The sequence below is a fragment of the Enterococcus sp. BWR-S5 genome (assembly GCF_016745255.1).
GTDB lineage: Bacteria > Bacillota > Bacilli > Lactobacillales > Enterococcaceae > Enterococcus_L.
The window spans coordinates 434,717-457,505 of sequence record NZ_JADOEQ010000002.1; the positions used below are offsets into that span (position 1 = coordinate 434,717).

The 22,789-nt window shown below is 41.5% G+C and carries 20 protein-coding genes and 2 tRNA genes; 10 read left to right on the top strand and 12 right to left on the bottom strand.

Annotation, left to right across the window (positions count from 1 at the left end; genetic code table 11):
* Positions 1 to 244: 244 nt before the first annotated feature.
* From IW510_RS04620 to IW510_RS04630, 3 genes are all read left to right on the top strand, one after another.
* Positions 245 to 1,219, top strand: coding sequence for an ABC transporter substrate-binding protein (locus IW510_RS04620; RefSeq protein WP_202057345.1), 975 nt, complete (start codon positions 245 to 247; stop codon positions 1,217 to 1,219).
* 174 nt (positions 1,220 to 1,393) lie between these two features.
* Positions 1,394 to 2,341 carry an ABC transporter permease gene (locus IW510_RS04625; RefSeq protein ID WP_202057420.1) on the top strand — a complete coding sequence of 316 codons (948 nt, stop codon included), beginning with the start codon at positions 1,394 to 1,396 and terminating at the stop codon, positions 2,339 to 2,341.
* Positions 2,341 to 3,144 carry an ABC transporter ATP-binding protein gene (locus IW510_RS04630; protein WP_202057346.1) on the top strand — a complete coding sequence of 268 codons (804 nt, stop codon included), beginning with the start codon at positions 2,341 to 2,343 and terminating at the stop codon, positions 3,142 to 3,144. Before IW510_RS04625 ends, IW510_RS04630 begins: the two co-directional genes overlap by 1 nt.
* Before the next feature lie 68 nt (positions 3,145 to 3,212).
* On the opposite strand, the gene IW510_RS04635 is transcribed toward IW510_RS04630, so the two are convergent.
* Positions 3,213 to 3,425, bottom strand: a complete 213-nt coding sequence (locus tag IW510_RS04635; RefSeq protein WP_202057347.1) for a zinc ribbon domain-containing protein — start codon at positions 3,423 to 3,425, stop codon at positions 3,213 to 3,215.
* A gap of 184 nt (positions 3,426 to 3,609) precedes the next feature.
* Between IW510_RS04635 and IW510_RS04640 the strand changes: the two genes are divergently transcribed.
* Entirely contained in the window at positions 3,610 to 4,581 is a 972-nt protein-coding gene (locus IW510_RS04640; protein WP_202057348.1) for a biotin--[acetyl-CoA-carboxylase] ligase, read from the top strand.
* A gap of 78 nt (positions 4,582 to 4,659) precedes the next feature.
* On the opposite strand, the gene IW510_RS04645 is transcribed toward IW510_RS04640, so the two are convergent.
* From IW510_RS04645 to pplA, 4 genes are all read right to left on the bottom strand, one after another.
* Positions 4,660 to 5,748, bottom strand: coding sequence for a DUF5105 domain-containing protein (locus IW510_RS04645; RefSeq protein WP_202057350.1), 1,089 nt, complete (start codon positions 5,746 to 5,748; stop codon positions 4,660 to 4,662).
* Between the two features lie 210 nt (positions 5,749 to 5,958).
* Positions 5,959 to 6,915, bottom strand: a complete 957-nt coding sequence (gene menA / locus IW510_RS04650) for a 1,4-dihydroxy-2-naphthoate polyprenyltransferase (RefSeq protein WP_202057351.1) — start codon at positions 6,913 to 6,915, stop codon at positions 5,959 to 5,961.
* Positions 6,916 to 6,927: 12 nt separating this feature from the next.
* Positions 6,928 to 7,953: an FAD:protein FMN transferase gene (locus IW510_RS04655; RefSeq protein WP_236674614.1), complete on the bottom strand. Its 1,026-nt coding sequence runs from the start codon at positions 7,951 to 7,953 to the stop codon at positions 6,928 to 6,930.
* A 543-nt stretch (positions 7,954 to 8,496) separates the two neighbouring features.
* Positions 8,497 to 9,432 carry an extracellular electron transfer flavoprotein PplA gene (gene pplA, locus IW510_RS04660; RefSeq protein WP_202057361.1) on the bottom strand — a complete coding sequence of 312 codons (936 nt, stop codon included), beginning with the start codon at positions 9,430 to 9,432 and terminating at the stop codon, positions 8,497 to 8,499.
* Between the two features lie 392 nt (positions 9,433 to 9,824).
* On the opposite strand from pplA, the gene IW510_RS04665 reads away from it, so the two are divergent.
* The 4 genes from IW510_RS04665 (at position 9,825) to IW510_RS04680 (ending at position 14,193) form a co-directional block, all read left to right on the top strand.
* Complete coding sequence (locus IW510_RS04665; RefSeq protein WP_202057362.1) at positions 9,825 to 11,753, top strand: NAD(P)/FAD-dependent oxidoreductase; 1,929 nt, start codon at positions 9,825 to 9,827, stop codon at positions 11,751 to 11,753.
* Positions 11,754 to 12,201: 448 nt separating this feature from the next.
* Positions 12,202 to 12,612, top strand: a complete 411-nt coding sequence (locus tag IW510_RS04670) for a NusG domain II-containing protein (RefSeq protein ID WP_202057365.1) — start codon at positions 12,202 to 12,204, stop codon at positions 12,610 to 12,612.
* Positions 12,613 to 12,629: 17 nt separating this feature from the next.
* Positions 12,630 to 13,184, top strand: a complete 555-nt coding sequence (locus IW510_RS04675) for a Gx transporter family protein (RefSeq protein WP_202057366.1) — start codon at positions 12,630 to 12,632, stop codon at positions 13,182 to 13,184.
* A gap of 22 nt (positions 13,185 to 13,206) precedes the next feature.
* Positions 13,207 to 14,193: a polyprenyl synthetase family protein gene (locus IW510_RS04680; protein ID WP_202057368.1), complete on the top strand. Its 987-nt coding sequence runs from the start codon at positions 13,207 to 13,209 to the stop codon at positions 14,191 to 14,193.
* Between the two features lie 67 nt (positions 14,194 to 14,260).
* On the opposite strand, the gene gor is transcribed toward IW510_RS04680, so the two are convergent.
* The 5 genes from gor to IW510_RS04705 all read right to left on the bottom strand — a co-directional run bounded on the left by gor (position 14,261) and on the right by IW510_RS04705 (position 21,198).
* Positions 14,261 to 15,613 carry a glutathione-disulfide reductase gene (gor, locus tag IW510_RS04685; protein WP_202057372.1) on the bottom strand — a complete coding sequence of 451 codons (1,353 nt, stop codon included), beginning with the start codon at positions 15,611 to 15,613 and terminating at the stop codon, positions 14,261 to 14,263.
* Between the two features lie 162 nt (positions 15,614 to 15,775).
* Positions 15,776 to 17,017, bottom strand: coding sequence for a peptidase U32 family protein (locus tag IW510_RS04690; RefSeq protein ID WP_202057373.1), 1,242 nt, complete (start codon positions 17,015 to 17,017; stop codon positions 15,776 to 15,778).
* 19 nt (positions 17,018 to 17,036) lie between these two features.
* A complete protein-coding gene (locus tag IW510_RS04695; protein WP_202057374.1) occupies positions 17,037 to 17,957 on the bottom strand; it encodes a peptidase U32 family protein in 921 nt (306 codons plus the stop codon).
* 281 nt (positions 17,958 to 18,238) lie between these two features.
* On the bottom strand, positions 18,239 to 20,728 hold the full coding sequence (locus IW510_RS04700; protein WP_202057375.1) for an ATP-dependent Clp protease ATP-binding subunit: 2,490 nt from the start codon (positions 20,726 to 20,728) through the stop codon (positions 18,239 to 18,241).
* A 2-nt stretch (positions 20,729 to 20,730) separates the two neighbouring features.
* Positions 20,731 to 21,198, bottom strand: coding sequence for a CtsR family transcriptional regulator (locus tag IW510_RS04705; protein WP_202057377.1), 468 nt, complete (start codon positions 21,196 to 21,198; stop codon positions 20,731 to 20,733).
* A 178-nt stretch (positions 21,199 to 21,376) separates the two neighbouring features.
* On the opposite strand from IW510_RS04705, the gene IW510_RS04710 reads away from it, so the two are divergent.
* Both IW510_RS04710 and IW510_RS04715 read left to right on the top strand, forming a co-directional pair.
* Complete coding sequence (locus IW510_RS04710; protein WP_202057379.1) at positions 21,377 to 21,838, top strand: MerR family transcriptional regulator; 462 nt, start codon at positions 21,377 to 21,379, stop codon at positions 21,836 to 21,838.
* The gene (locus IW510_RS04715) at positions 21,825 to 22,487 is read left to right on the top strand and encodes an MBL fold metallo-hydrolase (RefSeq protein WP_202057386.1); all 663 of its coding nucleotides are present in this window, start codon (positions 21,825 to 21,827) and stop codon (positions 22,485 to 22,487) included. Before IW510_RS04710 ends, IW510_RS04715 begins: the two co-directional genes overlap by 14 nt.
* 52 nt (positions 22,488 to 22,539) lie before the next feature.
* Here the strand turns inward: IW510_RS04715 and IW510_RS04720 are convergent.
* Positions 22,540 to 22,613, bottom strand: a tRNA-Pro gene (locus IW510_RS04720).
* Positions 22,614 to 22,667: 54 nt separating this feature from the next.
* Positions 22,668 to 22,741 (bottom strand) — tRNA-Arg (locus tag IW510_RS04725).
* Positions 22,742 to 22,789: the final 48 nt, after the last annotated feature.

Genomic DNA, 22,789 nt, shown 5'->3' on the forward strand with positions numbered 1-22,789 from the left:
ACTACTTTAGCTATTTTAGATAGGTTTGTATTCATACTTCATGGGTACAAACGACAAACTCGTTTTTGTATCTATGATGGCTAGAGCACTTTGTTTTGAACAAACAGCCGCGTAGACGATATTTCTAAGTGGCTATGAATATAAGAGATGCATTTCATCTGTTCTTATCATCCATTTAGGCATATTGTCTAAATGGATTTTTTGTTTCAATGACGACTTATAATAGAAAATGGAGGAATAAAAGATGAAAAAGAGAATAATTGGATTAGGCCTATTGGCAACAGCGGCACTCGTTCTTGGCGCCTGCGGCAATGACAAAAAGGACAGCGGCAGCAGCGATGACAGCATCACGATTGGGGTATTGCAACCTGTTGAGCACGGTTCTTTAGATGCTGCTTATGAAGGCTTCAAGGAAGGTCTTGCAGAAAACGGCTATAAAGAAGGCGAAAATGTGACCTTCGAATACAGCAACGCCCAAAACGATCAATCTCAGTTAAAAACGATGAGTGAAAAGCTGGTGAAAGAAAAACCGGAGCTGCTGCTTGGAATCGGCACACCAGCTGCACAGTCCTTACTGAATGAAACAACAGAAATCCCAATGGTTGTAACAGCCGTAACCGACCTAGTTGGTGCGAAGCTAGTCAAATCAGATGAAGAGCCTGGCGGCAATGTCACTGGAACAACCGATATGGTTTCTATTGAAAAACAGATTGAACTATTATTGAGCATCGTTCCTGATGCAAAAACAATCGGTATTATGTATAACGCCGGGGAAGCTAACTCTAAGATTCAAGCGGACTTAGCAGAAGAAGCATTGAAAAAGGCCGGAGTTGGTGTCAAAGTATTGACCGCTAACTCAACAAACGATGTACAGCAAATCACAACCAGCTTAGCGAAAGACGTTGACGGTATCTACATCCCGACAGACAACACATTCGCTTCTGCTTCTGCAGTGATTGGTGATGTGGCCAAAGAACAGAAAATTCCAATTGTTCCAGCCTCTATTGACCAAGTAAAAGAAGGCGGCTTGGCTACAATCGGTATTGACTACCACTCTTTAGGAAAACAAACAGGTGTGATGGCGGCGAAAATCCTAAAAGGCGATGCAGAACCAGCGACAATGCCGGTTGAAAGTGCGGACGAGCTTGAGCTATACGTCAATGAAGACATGGCTGCTGCTTTAGGCATTGACCCTGACAGCATTCAAGCACCTAAATAATTACTGAGCTTGGCAGCTAAGAGCGGTTACGAGAATGAAGCAGATAGCTCCTCCGCTCTTGCTCCAAGTTATAACTAAGTGATAGGATAAACATGGGAACAGATAGCTGATCCGCTTACTGATTTTCTGCTCCCTTTTATTACGATTGCTATACATAAACTTATTGGAAAGAAGCTGATTTTTTTGATAGACATTTTACTTTCTTCTACCTCACAAGGACTCTTATGGTCGTTACTGGCTATTGGTGTTTTTCTGACTTACCGTATTCTGGATATTGCTGATTTAACAACAGAGGGAAGCTTTCCTCTAGGGGGAGCCGTTGCGGCAGTCATCCTAGTGAAGGAACCTGATACTTGGCCGTCGGCTTTACAACCGATTCTTACCAGCCATCCATTAGTCCTGCCTATCTTTGCTCTTATTCTTGCTTTCATCGCAGGCGCAGCTGCTGGTTTGGTTTCAGGAATTTTACACACCAAATTGAAAATTCCGGCTTTATTGGCTGGAATCATTACAATGACCGGTCTATATAGTATCAACTCACGAATTATGGGGGCACCAAACATTTCTCTGCTAGGCGCTGAGACGATTTTTTCTCAAGCACAAAAGCTGGGAATCGATAAAGTAACCAGCGTTATTTTTGTTGGTTTAATTGTTGTCGCTATCGTTATCGGATTATTAACACTATTCTTTAAAACAGAAATCGGATTGGCTACTCGTGCAACCGGAGATAATATCGAAATGAGTCAGGCGAACGGTATCAATACAGACAGCATGAAAATGATTGGTTATATGCTTTCTAACGGCTGTATCGCTTTAGCAGGTGCATTGCTGATTCAAAACAACAACTTCGCCGATTTGAATTCAGGAATCGGGACAATTGTTATCGGGCTGGCTTCTATTATTATTGCGGAAGTACTGCTTAGAAACAGACCGTTGCTTTCTCGCATGATTACGATTGTCGTTGGTGCGATTTTGTATCGTTTCATTCTGGCTTTAGTTCTGGAATTCAATGTAGACCCGACAGACCTTAAGCTGTTTTCCGCATTGATTCTGGTTGTCTGCCTTTCTTCACCACTTATTCAGAAAAAAATGAAATTGCCTAAAAAAGGAGGCACTCGCTAATGGAAGCCGTACTGACTATCGAAAACCTGCATCAATACTTCGAACGAGGAACTGTCAATGAAAATCATGTATTGAAGGGCATCAACCTGACAATCAACAAAGGCGAGTTCATCACAATTATCGGCGGAAACGGAGCGGGGAAATCCACCCTTCTGAACAGTATCGCCGGAACTTTGCCAATTGAAGAAGGAAAACTGACCTTAAATAAGAAGGACATCACGAAACAAAAGGTTATGACTCGCTCTAAGCAAATCAGTCGTGTCTTTCAGGACCCCAAGATGGGAACTGCTGTCCGATTAACGGTAGAAGAAAACATGGCTTTAGCAATGAAACGCGGGAAGACGCGCGGCTTGGGCAGCGGTGTTCGCAAAAGTGATAGGGAATTTTTCAAAGAACATTTGGCAAAATTGAATCTGAATCTGGAAAATCGTTTGACTGCTGAAATCGGATTGCTTTCCGGAGGACAACGGCAAGCAATCACTTTATTGATGGCCACATTGATTCAGCCGGAGCTAATCCTTTTGGACGAACACACAGCGGCTCTTGACCCAAAAACCTCGGCAACCGTTATGGAGTTGACCGATAAATTAATCGAGGAACAGCAATTGACTGCCTTCATGGTTACTCACAACATGGAAGATGCCATCCGCTACGGTAACCGTCTAATCATGCTGCATCAAGGAAATATTGTTGTTGATGTCAATGCAGAGGATAAGAAGCACCTGACCGTTAACGAACTGATGGAAATGTTCCACAAAAACAGCGGAACAGAATTAAAGGACGACCAGCTGCTGCTTGTCTGATTTTTCGAAAATAAAAAAGTACGGACAGCTGTTCCAAATGGAACGCTTGTCCGTACTTTTTTCACTCATTATCCACCAATTAAGAAGTCCAGAACATTCCAGCCATCTGACGTTTGTCCTCTGTAAAGTTCTGTAAATCCACATTGAGTACAGCTAACGGTAATAAATTTTTTGTTTTGTACATCAAAGATTTTAGCAAAGTTCCCACCAGTCGCCTGAAATTGATCCGATACATAGTGGTTATTCCCGCATTTATCACAAACATATTGTTTTTTCTCCATTTTGTTCTTCCTCTTTTCTGTTGTTGTTGATAAAATTATATCAAAATCAAATGAATTACACATACATCTAAGGAATGAATTTTTACTTTTTTTCAGTGATTTTTTATAACGGATGAACCGCCCTGCCAAAAAACAGTGCCTTCTTCTAATCCGACAACCGATGAACAACAAAGGACGTGACATAATGACAATTAAAAGCAGTATCCTCTCTTTATTGATGGAAAAAGCACCGGAATTCATCTCCGGAGAAGAGATGGCTCAACAGCTGGAGGTATCCCGAACAGCTATCTGGAAAGCTATCAACGAACTAAAAAAAGAAGGTCACCTCATTAACAGTACGCGCAAAGGCTATCAATACCAATCCTCGGATATCTTATCTGTTGAAGGGATTCGGCTTCACCTCGCAGATAAAACGCCGGAGCTGGCAATCAAACTGCTGCAATCCTCTTCCTCCACGATGAAGGATGCCAAGCTGGCGGCTCTTAACGGCGAAGCTGCCAATACCTTAGTAGTTGCAGACATGCAGGAAGCGCCGAAGGGCCGATTCGGCCGACCTTTCTTTGCCAGTGAAGGCGGCGGTATCTATATGAGTATTCTTTTACGGCCAAACCAAAGCTTTGAGGAGATGGCACAGTATACGATTATTATGGCTGTTGCCATTGTGGAAGCCATCGAAGCAGCAGCTGATATTCCTTTGGAAATCAAATGGGTCAATGATATTTATAAAGACGGAAAGAAAATCTGCGGCATTCTTTCGGAAGCCATGAGCGATGTCGAATCCGGACAAATCACAAATATTGTCATTGGCATGGGTATCAATTTTTCCATCAGGCAAGAAGAATTTCCGGAAGAAATACAGGAGAAAGCAACCTCCTTGTTCAGCGACTGCCAGCCAACATTGACTAGAAATGAGCTGATTGCTGCGATATGGAATCGCTTCTATGCCATTTTAAGTCAAGACAACACAGAATTTCTTGACTACTATCGTAAAAAATCCTTTGTTCTTGGAAAAGATGTCACCTTTACTCAAGCAGGTACGCTCTTCCAAGGTACTGCCGAAACAATCAATAATCAAGGCGAGCTAATCGTCCGTTTGAAGGACGATACCCAGAAAATCCTGTCCTCCGGCGAAATCAGTCTAAGCACCATCAACTGACTTTACAGAAATAGAAAAAATCCCCTGAAAGCCATTTTATCAATAGCTTTCAGGGGACTTTTTCAATAGTTTCGGCGATTAGTTTTTATAAAGACCGCCTCGGAACGCTTCTTCCAAGTAATCATAGTTACTTGAGTAAGAGCTCTTTGTTTGAATTTCCCATTTATCGTCTTTTTTCTTTAATACCAGTTTGAATGCATCGCTATAACTTTCTGCTTCAACCGGGAACGCCGTTTTGAACAATTCAGGAAGCTTCGCCACTACAGCTTTGTCTGCGCCTTCCCAACGTGCATCATAATCTTGCTCTGTGTTCGTATCTACGTAATCCTCTTGGATACGTTCAATTTCATCTTCCATTTCATCAAAGGATAAAACATTTGCCTTAATGGCAAGCTCAGCTGAGTCTGGGAAATAGGACATGATTTCGTAAGTAATCTCCGCTACCTCTCCGTTTGCCTGCTTAAATGCTTTCCCAAGTGAACTAGCTTCCTCATCGGTTACTTTGTAGTAGTAGAAAGCATTTTTGATGCCTTTAGCAAAGTTTGAATCAAATGTGCTGATCTGAGCATCACGATCGTTGCTAACTAATGTATTATAGTCTTCATTTGTTGTTGCAAGGAATACTTCATCAATGAAGGCTGTGGCTGCATCTACTGCATCCTCACTATTATCCTCATAATCACCTGTATTTACATCTAAAATGACAGGATCAAGCTCTTTATCCAGTTCGTAAATCATTGGTTCATAATGTAGTTGATACGCTTCATCTTTGCCCACTTCAAAAATAATGTAGCCGGTTTTGCTTTTACCAGCTGAAATTTTTTCGTAAGAAAGTGTTTTGATTCCTGTATCACTCATATAGAAATCTTCTAAAGAAATCTTGTTGTCTTCCTCATCATAAAGCATAAAATCGTCTGAAGCCAAATCAATACTTTTGTCTGATTCATTTTTGATTTTAACTTTCAATGCCAGGAATCCGTCCCCTTCTGCAGCTTCTGCTTCACTGGCTTGAGGAATAATGTATTCCCCTTCCTCAATTGTGATAGAAGCAACATCCGACTTCCCGCCGTTTTCTTTTTCTGTTTTGCCTGCATCACCTGAAGTATTACACGCTGCAAGCAAAAATACTGCTGATAATGAAATAAATGATAACCCTAATTTTCTCATTTTTTTCGTTCTCCTCTTTCTTTTTCGTTTTTAACTACCAGAAATACTATATCAAAAATCCTTGCCACTAGCAATCTAAGTCAGATAATTCACACCCCAAGAAAGAAACAAAAAAAGCCAGCTACTCCCCTTCAAACAAAGAATCCTCCGGCTGCCAGCTTGCAGTCAGAGGATTCGTATTTACTTATTTTACTCCCAGAACTTTTCCAGCTATGAGAACTTCTTCAAAATAATCATACCCAACAAACCAATAACATAGCTGCCATTAAACAGAATCAAGTTACTGATGGAAAAACGGAAGCTTTTTGGCTGCGGAAGCTCCTTTTTAAACTGCTGCAAATTCTTACGAATCTTTGGAAAAGAGAAAAGCACCAATAAAATTGGCCAGTCATACACGCCAAAAACCATCCCAAATAGAATAATCCCATAGCAAAACAACTGCATCAGCTGAAACAACAACACACCTTTTTTCCGTCCAATATAATAGACAAGCGTATACCGATGGTTCTCTATGTCCGTATCCAAATCTCGCAGGTTATTCGCCAGCATGATGTTCGCTATTGTCAGCACAAGTGGCAGGGCCGCCCAAACAACCGCCAGCGTTTGCCAGATATTTCCTGTTAAAGCAAACGTTCCTTTTATAAAAGAAAGGTCCAAATAGAAAGGCGGATTTTCTCCTACATTCAGATAGACTGTCATTGCAAAAATCCCCAGTCCCATTGTTACACCGCTGAACACTTCCCCCAGCGGCATCCTAGAAAGCGGAATCGGTCCAAATGTGTAGAAAATCCCAATCAAACAACAAAGTCCGCCCATGAGCAGCAGCAGCCAACCCGTTTGAATCGTCAAAATCACGCCAATGACCGCTGTAAAGCCAATCATGACAAAAATCATGTTTCTTACCAAGACTGGTGACACACCGGAAACGCCAATAATATTCTCCTGATATTTATAAGCTTCAGATTTTGCCTTATGAAAATCCATATAGTTATTAATTGCTGTTGTCGCCATATCAAAGACCACCATCCCTACAAAAAACAGGACTGTATGTGCCCATGAGACCTGATTAAAATAGGCGATTGAAAACAACACACCCACCAAAAAGGGAAACAGACTGGCCAGCTTCGTCCGTATTTCCACTATTTCTAAAAACACCTTTATTGACATGCATTCTGCTCCTTACTTCAGCTCTGAACGATCGCCCATCGTGTAGCCGGAATCCTCGCCTAAAGCGAATGTACTTTCTATGTCTTTACTGACATAGACCTTATCTTCCTTCGTTACAAAAATTGCATCTACATCTTCCAGACCTTCTACATATTCCAGTCCCTTTTTTACACCCATAGAAAATACAGCCGTAGATAAGCCATCACCATCAATCGACTTATTTGTGATAATTGTCACACCGGCAATATCATTATCAAAAGGATAGCCCGTTTTCGGATCAAACAAATGATGATATGTCTCTCCATCAACTTTCAAATATCTTTCATAAATACCTGAAGTCACCAATGTTTTATCTCGCTCTTTCATGGTACCGATTACTGTGTTTCTTGCTTTATTCGGGTCTTGAATACCAACATTCCAGTCTTCATCCTCACCTCTTGGACTATGCCCCAGAACATACACGTTTCCACCCAAATCGATAATACTTGTGGTTACGCCGTTATCCTTCAATACCTTGACTACTTCATCAGTGATATAGCCCTTCGCAATTGCGCCTAAATCCAGCTCCATCCCTTTTTCTTCAAGATACGCTGTTTTTTCCTTGTCATCCAAGACAACCTTATGATAATCCACCAGTTTCAATGCTTGATCGATTTCTTCCTGCGATGGCTTCCGAGCATCATCAAAACCGATATGCCATAGCTGAGTGATTGGACCAATCGCCATATCAAAACCGCCGCTGGAGTCTTCACTATACTCATAAGCACGCTTCAATAGTGTATATACATCGTCAGAAACTTTGACCGGTTCTATTCCGGCTTTTTCGTTAATGGCATCAATCTCAGAGCCAGACTCGTTGACTGTGATTTTATCACCCAACTCTTTAATTCGATCAAAGGCCTGGTCAAGAACAGCCTCTTTCCCATCATCGTAAATTCGTATCTGTACATATGTCCCCAGCAGCAGTTCTTGCTTTGAATAAGGGTCCTTATTGATTTTTGTTTCTTCTTTCTGACCGCCTGAACAGCCGACAATCATAACTACTACTACAAACAGCAGACTGATTCCTACCCATAATCGTCGATTTCTCATTGTTATGCCACATCCTCATCAATATATCTATATGTATTCTATAAAATAATTCTGAAACACGCACGGTATTTTCTTTTACTATCAGTAATGATACTCCTATTTTAGCGAATTCATCAATTTTGTAAATATATTTCTTTCATTTAACAAAACACTTTCAAGTATAATGCAGAATTGGAGATTTCACTAGCAAAACCTCTTTCTGCAATGCGTAAAATTATGTAGTTTACCTTTTCCTTCTATACTTTATAAAAATGATGTCCTCACAATTTCTCAACAACAAGTACCACTACCCCTCTACTGCCTATTAAACGGCAGAAAAAACAGGACAATCCTCCTAGCGAAAGTTGCCCTGTCCTCTCCTTTTGCAAGAACGGTATTTCAAAGAATAACTAACGGTATAATGGATGGTCTCTGTGAATCAGCTGATTGGCAAAGACCATCGATATCTTGATATTTTGGGGATCAAGACAAGTGCTTCATTATAACCTCTTATTTTTTCATTACAATGTTATCAACGACGATTTCAGTTGTATCGCCTTTTTCTGCAGCGTTAATTAATTGCTCAGCGTAGATAACGAATGAATGGAAGCTGTGTGTCGCTCCGGTTACAACGTCCATTCCAGCAGGAGAGCCGTCTTCTTCGCCCATTGCTTTTACAAACTCTTCATTGAATGTAGGGATGAATTCAGATGGATCAGTACCAGCTTTTTCCTTCATCATTTCGTTGTATTCTGTGTCATCTTGTTTTGATTTTCCTTCATCGTTCACATTGTCGTAGTTAGACTCTGTTACTTTTCCGTCTTTAACAACCATTGTGAATTCAGTATGGTAACCATTTGAATTATTTTTCTCTTTCAATGTATAAGAACCGTCTTTCAGTTCTGCGCCATTGTCGATTTCGATTGTATCTGTATTTCCAGCTTGAGCCGCTTGGATTAATTGTTGTGCATAGTTTTGGAATGATTCAAATGAATGTGTCGCACCAGATACTACATCGATATCAGAAGGAGATTGTTTTGCAACAAGCTCTTCGTTGAATTTAGGAATAAATTCTTCTGGGCTCACGCCAGCTTTATCCTTCATGTTTTTGTTGTAGTCTGTGTTATCAACTTTTGATTCGCCGGCTTCATTGATGTTGTCGTATTTTGATTCTACGATTTTGCCGTCTTTTACAGTGATTTCGAATGATACACGGTAATCATTTGAATAGTTCTTTTCTTCTAGTTTGTAAGTGCCGTCTTGTAAATCCGCACCTGCTTCTTTTACAGCTTCTGTTGAAGATTCTTCCGTTACTGAAGATGAAGCTGCTGTTGATGATGCACTTGAAGATTCAGCTGTGTCCTTGTTGTCTGATCCACACGCAGCCAATACTACTGTTGTCAATGCGATTGCCGCAAAGCTCTTGATAAATTTGTTCGCTTTCATTTTTTTCCACCTTTTCCTTTGTAATAATACATTTCCCCATATGAACTTTGTTAGTAAATGCACACAAGGACCATCATCAAATCAATAGTCAAACTATCGCCTTTTGTTAATCTTTGTGAGATGAAATAGCTAACAATACTCATATAGTCACAAATTTTTTCACAAAAACTTTGTGATTCAATTAACATTCTAACGATTTATCTCTTTCTGTCAACTGCACATTAGAATAATTCGTAAAACTTATCACATTTTCATATGATTCTAATCTGAAATCGTTTATTTGCTTTATTATAGGAATTGTTATTAGACAAAAGCCTAAACTCACTATATAATGAATTCGATTGCGAAATTATGATCAATTATACTTTTATTTTTTAAGGAGCGGATTACCAATGACAAAGCAAAAAATTGTCGTTGTAGGTGCAGGGTATGCTGGCGTATCAGCAACCAAATTTCTAGCTAAAAAGCTGAAAAAAGACGACGTAGAGATCACTTTGATTGATCGTCACTCTTACCACACTATGATGACGGAGCTGCACGAAGTGGCTGGGGGCCGCGTAGAACCAAGCGCAATTCAATACGATTTGCAACGACTGTTCTCACGCAAAAAGAATGTTAAGCTTGTCACAGATACTGTAACTGGCATCGATAAAGACAAAAAAGTCGTTAAAACAAAACTGGGTTCTTATGAATTCGACCAACTGATTATCGGTATGGGTGGCGAACCGAATGATTTCGGTACACCAGGCGTGAAAGAAAACGGCTTTACTTTATGGTCATTTGAAGACTCAGTGAGAATTCGTGAACATATCGAAAAAACTGTAGAAAAAGCAGCGATTGAACCTGATGCGGAAGTTCGCAAAGCAATGCTGACATTTGTTGTCTGCGGCTCTGGATTTACAGGAATTGAAATGATCGGTGAGCTGATTGACTGGAAAGATCGATTAGCAAAAGAAACAAAAATCGATCCAAACGAAATCACATTGATGGTTGTTGAAGCAATGCCGACAATCCTGAACATGCTGACACGCAATGATGCGGCGAAAGCAGAACGCTACATGGAGAAAAAACAAGTAACACTAATGAAAAACTCTCCAATCGTTGAAGTGGCTGCCGACCATATCAAATTGAAGGATGGTACAGAAGTACCTACTCATACACTTATCTGGACAGCCGGCGTTAAAGCAACTTCTGATGCTGCTGATTTTGGTCTGGAAGCGGCTCGCGGCAATCGTTTAATCGCCAATGAGTTCATGCAGGCTAAAGGCTATGAAGACAAAAACATCTACATCATCGGTGACCTTGTTTATTACGAGGAGTTCCCGGATACACCAACACCGCAAATCGTCCAGGCTGCTGAGCAAACCGGACATACTGCAGCGGCAAACATTGTTGCAGATATTAAAGGTGGAGAAAAACACAAGTTCAAAGGAAACTATCAAGGCTTCATGGTTTCCATCGGTGCCAAATGGGGCGTTGCGAACTTATTCGATAAAATCCATCTAAGCGGATTTTTAGCGATTATCATGAAACATATCGTCAACCTGAAATATTTCTTCGATATCCGTTCAGGCTACTATATGTTCCAATACATGATGCATGAATTTTTCCATATTAAAGACGACCGAAACGTAGCAAGAGGACATTCTTCTCGTTACGGTAACATTCTATGGAGTGTTCCTTTACGTGTCTTCTATGGATTGATGTGGTTTGTAGAAGCGGCGAAGAAAGTCGTTGGTAACGGTGAATACCTGAAACCAGGTACTTGGTTTGGTGAAGGATCATGGTTCTCTGACACAGTAGTCTTCCCATTCCCATGGCTGCAAGAACAAGTAACAACCGGGGCTTCCGCCGCAGCAGATACAACAACTGCCGCAAGTGGAGCCACAGATGCTGCAGCAGAAACTGCTACTCAAGCAGCTCACTTCGGTTTGAACTATGCTTATGGTGAAGAACCGATGCTAGTATTCGATCATATGCCGAAATGGTTTGAAAGTGTAATGAAATTCATGATGCCAAATCAGGAAGTTGCTTTATTCTTCCAGAAATTCATGACAATTGTTGAAATTCTGATTGCCTTGGCTCTGATTGCAGGATTGTTCACTTGGTTATGTAGTGCAGCAACCATTGGATTAGTCGCTGCCTTCAGCCTATCCGGTATGTTCTACTGGGTAAATATATGGTTCGTCTTTGTTGCCTTTGCTTTAATGAACGGCTCAGGTCGTGCATTAGGACTGGACCGCTGGGTTATCCCTTGGCTTCAACGTACCGTTGGAAAATGGTGGTATGGCACACCAAAATCCAGATACGGAACCAAATAACATTACCACATAATTAGTAACAGAAAGAGGTCGGGACAGACGTACACAGCTCCGGAAAATAAGAAGAGATTTCCGAAAATTTTTCCTTAATTTTTGCGAAACTTCGGCTTATCTCTGCGAGACGTACTTCTGTCCCGCCGTTTGTTTAAAGAAAGAAAAGATTCACGAACTTGAACAGCTCCTGAACAATAAGACAAAACTGGCACATGGTGTTCTTTACCATGAGACATGTTTTGACTTATTGTTGAGAGGAGCTAGTTCGTGAAGCTAGACAAGAAGAAAAGCGGAATAAGCTTGAACATTTTTCCAGGAGCAAAAGGTGTTAACTGATTGTCTGACGTTCAGCATGACTTTATCAAGTGTAAATAACAGAAACAAACAATGTTTTTTACGCTGATTTTTTCTTTGAATGTGTTAAAATTAGGAACTACAAAGGAGAGGAAAGAACATGAAGGATTTCATCAAGAAAAGCTATTTGCGCCCTTGGGATATCATCATCATTTTGGTATTGGTTGTCAGTTCTTTTCTGCCCCTTGTTGTTTCTAGTATGCAAAACACAGATACTATAACAAAACAGGCTGTTCTAAAGGTAGATGGAAAGGTAATCAAGACCTTTGAATTAAAAGAAGGAGCACCTGCCTATACATACAAATATGAAGACCCCGACGGCGACTATAACCTGATTGAGGTAGACGGTGATCGGATTCGAATCAAAGAGGCGAATTGTACAGACCTTGCCTGCGTCCGACGCGGGTGGATTTCAAAATCCGGTGAAACACCCATCGCCTGTTTGCCGCACAACTTATTTATTACGGTCGAAGCTTCCGACGGAAATGAGGATGGCAGTCTGATTTACTGATGCTGCCTATACCAATCATGACAAAACTACAAAAAAACATCTATATATCCATGCTTGTCGCTCAAGGAGTCGTCATTTCACTCATTGAAAACATGATTCCTTATCCGTTTGCTTTTGCTCCGGGAGCTAAGCTGGGATTGGCAAACTTGATAACAATCATCGCCATTTTTACGATGAAAAAAAGAGAAACAGTCTTTCTTATTTCTATGAGGCTAGTCTTAGCCACGTTGCTTGGCGGTACAATTTCAACATTCTTCTACAGCGCAAGCGGAGCATTTCTTAGCTTTTTTGGGATGCTGCTAATCAAACAGCTGGGGCCAAAACGGGTCAGCATTATCGGTATCAGTGCCGTTGGCGGCTTTCTCCACAATGTTGGACAGCTGTTGACAACCTCGTTTTTTGCTCAATCATGGGCGCCGATGCTCTATCTGCCAATTTTGTCTTTTCTAGGCTTGCTATCAGGAATCGCCATTGGTATTGCCGCAAACTACCTATTGAAGCACGTACAGACGCTGAAAAAGTTTCAACTGGATTACGAACAAACAACCAAACAAAAACGGGAAATTTTTTAATAAGAACTGAAGGAGCTATCCTATGAATATCCATCAAATGTGGATGCCTTATCCTCTACTTGCAGAAGAACTGGAAGCAACACTGCACCTTATGGAGGAAGGTATCCAAATAGAAAATAAAGAGGTACGGCAAGCTATACTGGCCATGATACACTCCGGCGGTAAACTGCTGCGTCCTGCCTATCAGCTGCTTTTTGCTCAGTTTGGTCCGGCAAAGGACGAGCAGAAGGCGATTGCTCTGTCTGCATCCATCGAAATGCTCCACACGGCAACGTTGATTCACGATGACATTGTTGACCATGCGGATACTAGAAGAAACTTGCCAACCATTCGATCTCAGTTTGGCAATCAGACCGCCGTCTATGCAGGAGATTATCTGTTTATCTGCTGTTTCAAACTATTAGCAGATTACTCCTCATCATTGAAGAGTATCCAGCTAAACTCAAAGAGTATGGAAAAAATTCTTTCCGGTGAGCTCGGACAAATGGACACTCATTATGACTTGAATATGACAATCGATCAGTATATTGATAACATCTCCGGAAAAACTGCTGAGCTATTTGCTTTAAGCAGCTTCATCGGCGCTTATGAAAGCGGCTGTTCGGATCAGTTTGCCAACAAATGCCGAGAAATCGGGAAAAATATTGGTATCGCCTTTCAGATTATTGACGACGTTTTGGATTACACACAATCCTCTGACCATATTGGTAAGCCCGTATTGGAGGATGTCAAACAAGGAGTGTACTCCCTGCCTCTACTCTATGCGTTGAAAAAAGATAGGAATAAGCTCCTGCCATATCTTGAAAAACGCGAAAACTTATCCACAGTGGAAACTCAAGAAGTGTATGAACTTGTCCACAGTCTTGGTGGTGTGGATAACGCTCAAAAGCTGGCTGAAAAATATACACAGAAGGCCTTAAAGGCTATTAAAAAACTGCCGGACAATGACCTTCATACAAAAGACCTGTTGTTGGAAATTACCAGCAAAATTCTAAATCGAACAAGTTAAAAAAAGTCTGAAATTGCTCTAGCTGTTGCTGCAATTTCAGACTTTTTTCTATTTATTATTTCAGCTTTTAGCGCATCGTCACAAACTCTTCCGCACCTGTTGGATGGATTGCTACAGTATTGTCAAAATCTTTCTTTGTTGCCCCCATTTTGACTGCTACCGCGAAGCCTTGAAGCATCTCATCAACACCTAGACCAATTGCATGAAGCCCAACGATTTTTTCTTCTTTCCCCACACAAATCATCTTGATATCGCATTTTTGTCGGTACTCACCTAACGCAAAATACATCGGTGTGAACGTAGAAGTATACAGCTTTATTTGCTCTTTGCCATACTTTTCCACAGCTTCTTTTTCTGTCAGACCTACTGTTCCGATTGGCGGATGAGTAAAGACTACAGTCGGTATTGTCTCATAATCCAAGTACTCATCTGTTTTCCCATTGAACAAGCGCTCCGATAATCGACGACCTGCAGCAATAGCCACTGGTGTCAAATCAATTTTGCCAATGACATCCCCTACAGCATAGATTCCTTCCTGGGTTGTGTTTTGGTACTTATCGACCTTCACATAGCCTTTTTCATCTAGCTCAACGCTTGTATTTTCCAAGCCAAGCTGGTCTGTATTCGGCTCTCTCCCTGTGCCGAAAATGACACAGTCTGCGGCAATAGTTATGCCGTTTTCAAAACCAATGACTAGCTCTCCAGAGTCTTTTTTCTCAATAAATTTCGGTACAGAATTAGGATGAATTGTCATTCCAGCCTTTTCATAATGCTCCACGGCTTTCTCTGATAGCATTTCATCAAAGCTGCGCAACGGACGGTCATTACGGAACGCCCAGTGTGTCGTGCTTCCCAATCCCAGCACCGTTCCTGCCAGCTCGGCAGCGACATAGCCCGCACCAATCACAACAATTCGTTTCGGCAGTTCTTTCAGTGCGAAAAAGCCATTAGAATCAATCGCATGTTCTTCTCCCGGTATACCTAATTTTTTAGGTCGTCCACCTGTCGCTATCAAGATATTAGGGGCAGTATATGTTTCATCACCGGCCTTGATTGTCTGTCCATCGACAAACGTGCCATACGCCTGTACTCGTTCTACGTGGTTGCTGTCTAGTCCACGATTGTATGCTGTATGTAGAAAATCGATATAGTTTTCTCTGTTTTGAACCAGCTTATGAAAATCAAACGTATTAACAGACACGTCAAAACCGTAACCTGCCATATCACGATGCATCATCTCCATCATCGTGCTTGCCTGCCACATCACTTTTTTCGGCACACAGCCGACATTGACACATGTACCGCCGATTTCTCCGCCTTCCAGCAGTAATACCTTCGCTCCATGCATCCCCGCACGATTCGCAGAAGCAATCCCACCGCTGCCGCCGCCAATTACGATATAATCATATTGCTTTACCATTGTCTTCCTCCTCATTCACTGCTTTTATTCCAGTCATCCAGTCATAAAAACAACGAGACAAAAGCTGCCTCTGAGAAACACGGCATCACTTAAATTCAGCACATGAATTCAAGAATCTTCCATTGTCTCTTAAGCAAAATACTTCTGTCTCGATGTTACTTATTATTTTTTCTTTCGAATCATATCACCGACAGAAACTGGCTGAACAACCGGCATCGTCACAATCATCATCGGATTTGGTGCCCGATCGATTGACTCGCCATCTTCATTGTACATTACTTCTACCGTTTGATAAAAGTGATTGAACCCGGGACCATAGAATTCAATCTCATCTTCAACACTGAAATGATTCCGCTGACGAATTGTAGCCATTTTTGTTTCAGAATCATAGGCCATCACTTCGCCGATAAATTTATATTCAGGGATTTTTCTGCGCGGCCCAAAAAGCTGCTCTTCTTCTGTAGGAGTATGATAATAGAAACCAGTAGAGAGCTCACGCTGCGCCACTTTCCATAGCTCATCAATCCATTCCTGTTTGCACTCATAGTTATCCGGATCAGCCATATACGAATCTACAGCTTTCTTATAAACATTCGCTACAGTTGATACATAATGGATTGACTTCATGCGGCCTTCGATTTTGAAGCTGTCCACTCCATTTTCGATTAATTCCGGAATATGCTCGATCATAGACATATCCACCGCACTCATGGAAAATTCTTCTTCGACAGCACCTTTAGACGTCAGACTGCGTTTTTCCGTTCCAAAAGGCATATCGTACAAGTCGTATTTCCAACGGCAGGACTGAGAACAGCCGCCGCGGTTCGCATCTCTCATCGACATATGATTAGACAAGGTACAACGCCCTGAATAAGAGATACACATCGCTCCATGGATAAAGGCTTCGATTTCTACGTCGGTATTTTTACGTATCTCCGCTACTTCCTCCATAGAAACTTCACGTGCCAACACAACACGCTCCAGTCCTTCATTTTTCCAAAATTCCAACGTTTCGTAGTTTGTTGCTGAAGCCTGTGTTGAAAGATGGATTGGCAATCCCGGAGCTTCCTCTGCACATATCTCAATTAGGGTCGGATCAGAAACGATAACAGCTGAAATACCCAAGTCTCTCAACTCACGGAAAAATTCCCCTGCACCTTCTTCGTTCCCTTCATGGGTAACCATATTCGCCGCAACATATACTTTGGCGTTATGCGCTTTAGCAAATGCTACACCTTCCTGCATTTGTTCATACGTAAAATTACCGGCACGACTTCTCAGCCCGTAAGCATTCCCACCGATATATACAGCATCTGCGCCATAATGAATTGCTACTTTTAGTTTTTCCAGCGTCCCGGCTGGTGCCAGCACCTCGGGACGCTTCAATGTTCGTTCTTTTTCCATCTTTCTTTATTCCTTCTTTCTACTTAATTTCGTTTGGATCTAAATGGAAGAAGCCTGTGTCCAGACCACGGTTTTCAGGATGCAGCACTTGGATTTGCTTGCTCCATACTTGCGCCTGTTCTTCTGACCAGCTTCCTGTTTCTATTGCAGCTTTGGCTTCGACAAATAATTTAGCCACTTCCACAAAATTTTCCCCTGGGGCATAGATGCCGTCAAGCTTCCATGTTTTATATCCATATTGATACAGCTTATCTAGCTCATTTATCATGTTGATATCATTGTCTGCGAAAATATGCGTACCATGACTATCCTCATAAATGGAGTAGTGGGTTTCTTCCTTTTTCGGTTCAGATAAAAACAGTCCACGCTCCTTGCTCTTGTCCTCACCCAATTGCGTATAATTGTAGTAGTTCTGCAATAATGGGCGTTTCGATTGATGGATACAGCTTGCGCCATAGACCAACACCTCAACAGGAACCTGCAAATTTTCCGACATGGCGGTCATTTCCTCAAAGGGAACCTCACGAGCCAGAACAGCACCCGAAGCACCTTTCTTCGCCCAAAAGTTAATTTGGCGGGAGCTGGTTACCATTGTTTCGCCATCATAGATAAAGGGAATCTCTACCTTTTGCTGTTGCAAAGTGAAAATCACACCCGGATCTCCAACCATCAGCTTATCTGGTGCAGCTTCCTTCAAAAATTCCAAATATTCCGGAATCAGCTTCATTTTTTCCGGATGCATAATTCCGTTCACCGCAACGATGACTTGTTTTCCAGCTTCATGCGCAAAGTTGATAATCGCTTTTTGTTCCTCTCTGGAAAAAGAAGCCGGCAGTCTTAAGCCAAAGGTTTCTTCCCCAATATATAATGTGTCTACTCCTGCAGTCAGCAACAGCTTTGCCTGATCGATTGACTCCGCTGTAGCAATAATTTCTATCATCTAATTTCCTCCTTTAGCGACTGTTTCATAGTATCACAGGTTCACAAACTTTCCAATAGTATCAGGGACTTTCATCATTTTTTCACAAAGTTTTTATTCCCTATTCTCCGTTCTTTGAATCGCTTTTGAAACTGTAGCGCACGAACCATTTGATAACGGCAAGTGAGGCATTGAACAGCTTGTATAAGTAGACAGCTCAGTAGAAAATACCCTGCGGCAACAGTGACTGACCACTGATGCTACAGGGTATTAAAATTCTTCATTTAGGAAAGCTGACCTGCTTAATTCGCCGGCTGCAATTCCTTCTGTTCTTTAGGCGCCTTCACGCTCAAGGTAATTTTCCCTTTGCTGGCTCCAATTGTGACTTTATCACCTAGATGAATCTGACCGGAAAGCAAGGCTTCACTCAGACGATCCTCGACCTCTTTTTGTAATGCTCTGCGAATCGGTCTTGCACCATATTCAGGATCAAAGCCAACCTTACCGATAACATCAATCGCCGCTGCTGTAATTTTCAGATAAACATCCTGTTCAGTCATACGGGTAATAATCGCTTTACTCATAATTTTCACAATTTCATGGATTTCATCCTGATCCAGTGAACGGAAAACGATTGTTTCATCAATACGGTTCAGGAACTCCGGACGGAAAGCCTTCTTCAACTCTTCCAAAATACGTTTTTGCATCGCATTATGATCCTTCGTTAAATCCTGTACGTTGAAACCAACATTCTTCTCTTCTCGAATAGCCGTCGCACCGATGTTGGAAGTCATAATCAGAATTGTATTTCTGAAATCGACTTTTCTACCTTTAGAATCCGTTAGATGACCATCATCCAGTACTTGCAATAGAATATTGAACACGTCCGGATGGGCTTTCTCTACTTCATCCAATAGGATAACAGAATATGGTTTTTGACGAATTTTCTCTGTCAGCTGACCGCCTTCCTCGTAGCCTACATAGCCGGGAGGTGAACCAATCAAGCGGCTGGTACTATATTTCTCCATAAACTCTGACATATCCACTCGAATCAAAGCATCTTCACTGCCAAACATCGTTTCTGCCAATGCTTTGGCAAGTTCAGTTTTACCTACCCCTGTAGGTCCAAGGAACATAAATGAACCAATTGGGCGGTTCGGGTCCTTCAAGCCGCTTCTAGCCCGACGAATCGCACTGGAAACTGCCTTCACAGCATCGTCTTGCCCAACCACACGATGATGAAGAATTGATTCCAACTCCATCAAACGTTCACTTTCCTTTTTCTCTAATTGCTGCAATGGTACACCTGTCCATTGTGAAACAACAGATGCCACATCTTCTTCGGTTACTTTATTTGTATAGCCAGAAGCTTCTTTTTGTTCTAAAAGAAGCAGATTTTCCAACTTTTTAAGTAGTTTTTTCTCTTTGGTTCTCAAGCGAGCTGCACTTTCAAAGGACTGTTCGTGGATGGCTTCTTCCTTTTCATCAGCCAATTCCTGAATCTCTGTTCGTAATGAATTGACTGCAGATGGCTCATCCGCTAAATCCAAACGGACCTTCGCTGCTGACTCATCCATCAAATCAATTGCTTTATCCGGCAGCTGACGAGAATTGATGTATCGAACAGATAGCTGTACAGCTGCATGTAACGCGCCATCTGTGATTTCTACACCATGATGGGCTTCATATCTTGAGCGTAAGCCTTTAAGAATTTCATTGGCTTCCTCTGGCGTCGGCTCATCGATCTGCACACGAGCAAAACGGCGTTCCAAAGCTGAGTCTTTTTCGATATATTTTTGGTATTCATCTAATGTCGTCGCACCGATTGTTTGCAACTCACCACGAGCCAATGCAGGCTTCAAAATATTGGATGCGTCAATTGCACCCTCAGCTCCACCAGCGCCGATTAGCGTATGCAGCTCATCGATAAACAGGATAACCTGACCATCTTGATAAATTTCATCAATGACCTTCTTCATCCGATCTTCAAATTCACCACGATATTTAGTTCCGGCCACTAAAGCGCCCATATCCAGCATCATCAAACGCTTTTCCTGCATTGCTTTAGGTACTTCACCATTAACAATCTTTTGAGCCAGCCCTTCAGCAATGGCTGTTTTACCAACGCCTGGTTCTCCAACCAAAACGGGATTATTTTTTGTTCTGCGGCTCAAAATCTGAATCAATCGGCGAACTTCATCTGAACGGCCGACAACCGGATCAAGATTGTTTTCTCTCGCAAGCTTTGTTAAATCTCTTGCTAATGAATCTAATGTCGGTGTACCGCCTTTTGGTGCACCACCTTTTTGACTCTTTCGCTTATTGCCGGACATCGCCATTTGCGGATCATTAATACCAATCTTCTTCATCAACAGCTGTCTGATTTTAATTAAGCTCAAACCTAGATTCACCAAAATACGTGAAGCAAGGATATCTTCATCACGAAGCAGACCTAATAGTAAATGTTCTGTGCCAATGTTTGGCGCTCCCAGACGTTTTGCTTCCTCACCGGAATAGGCAAAAATCTGTTTTGCTCGAGGAGAATAAGGGAGATATGCCCCTTTAGGATAAGACTTTACAACACCATATCCCATCAAATGTTCAATTTCTTCTCTTATATCATTTTTGTCAACATTCAGTTGACGCAGTGTTTTTCCTGCTATTCCTTTTGACTCAATCACTAATGCCAGCAATAAATGCTCAGAGCCCACGGACTGATGTCTAAAGTATTTTGCTTCTTCTTGCGCAATGGCTAAAACGGCCTTGGCACTATCTGTAAATAACTCATCCATAACTATTCCTCCTCATAGCTCAAGCGTTCCAGAAAGGAGTACATCAATTGAGCTCGTAAAAAATCTTCTTTGACACCAAATTTTCCTAGTACATTTTTTGCTAACGCAGCAAGCATGATATTGCCTTCCCGCTTTGTGACAACTTTTTCTTCATATAATTTCTGAACAAAGGTCAATGCATCTTTTTCTGACAACTGATCGCCGATAAATGCTTCGATTTGCTTCAATAGCTGTGTGTTATCCAACAGTGTGACCTTTGCGATGCGAATGTAGCCGCCACCGCCTCGTTTACTCTCAACAGAATACCCTCGTTGAATAGTAAAACGGGTATTAATCACATAATTTATCTGGGAAGGGACACAATTGAATAAATTTGCCATTTCTGCACGACGAATCTCAATCTTACTATTATCTTCCAAAATCTTCTTTAAATAGGCTTCAATCAAATCAGAAGTATTTTGATTGTTCATAATATCCATCCTTCTCCCTTGACTATTACTGACCATAATTATATCGAATTTAGAGGAGTAAATAAAGAAGAAAGCTTGTACTTTACAGAAAAACAAGAAGTTTTCAGAAAAAATCGACGATTTCCTCTTGACCTTGGAGTTCTATCCAATGTTATCATTGCATCAGGAGGCTGATAGAATGACAACAGGATGGACCATTAACCAAATTGCTAAGCGAACAGCATTACCAAAAGATACGATTCGTTATTACGAAAAAGAACAGTTGCTAACACCGCAAAGAGCAGATAATAATTACCGACTCTATACAGAGGAAGATTTATTAAAATTAAAATATATCTCAGTCATGAAATATGCTCAGTTTTCGATAAAAGAGATAAAAAGCTTCATGACACTTTTCGATCAGGAGCTATCTCAAGAATGTAATCAGGACGGCACTGAGCTGCTAAATAAGAAGATTCATGATTTAGAACAGCTGATTCAGCATTATCAGTCAATCTTAGTTTTGTTAAAGCAACTGCCTTATCCTGGAAGCTTTCAACAGCTGGTTGAAGAGCTTGGAACGGGAAATGCTCGGCGCTTAGACAGTTTTATAGAACAATTATTTAATGAAATCAAGGAGGTCTCTCATGAAAACCATTAAGCACTCAGCCTCATATGCGTTACAGCTGACTACCCCAATTTTTCCAATCAATTGTTATATTGTAGAGGAAGACAATTACTGCACGCTAATTGATTGCAGCAACCGCGGGACAGTCAAATCAATTATTAAAGCCATTGAAAAAACCCAGCTGCCTCTGAAATATATTATTCTTACCCATGCTCACTCAGATCATACTGGAGACATTCAAAAAATCAGTCTCCATTTTCCGGAAGCAGAAATTTGTATTGGAAAAAGAGAGTACGAGGACAGCCAGAACGACGTACATAATATCCGCATGCCAATTAAACCAACCACGCTCTTATCAGAAGGCGACAGAATCGGCAATCTACTGGTACAAGAAACTCCGGGACACACCAATGGATCGATTACACTAATTGATCAACGAGTTGGTACCGCTTATGTAGGCGACCTGCTTCAGTCCCAGGGAGGTCTATCCATATCCGGAGATATACGCTGGCTCTTCCCCTTTCCCGCAATGGCGACAGTGGACAAACACAGGGCGATTCAATCAGTTGAACAATTAATAGAAAAGAGCTCTCCAAAGCAAATATTCTGTGGACACGGATCGGCAATCACCTATACGAAAGAGAACTTTGATAGGATTATTGCACGTGCAAAGAAAAAGTAAGGACTGAATAAAACAAAAAAAAACACCAATATTTATTGGTGTTTTACACTTATCGGGAAGACAGGATTCGAACCTGCGACCCCTTGGTCCCAAACCAAGTGCTCTACCAAGCTGAGCTACTTCCCGAAGCTATATTTAGCTATAAAAAAAGACCACTCATCTAGTTTGTAGTCTTTACTATGCACCCAAAGGGAGTCGAACCCCTAACCTTTTGATTCGTAGTCAAACACTCTATCCAGTTGAGCTATGGGTGCAAGTTATTCTCATGCCGAGGACCGGAATCGAACCGGTACGGTGATCAC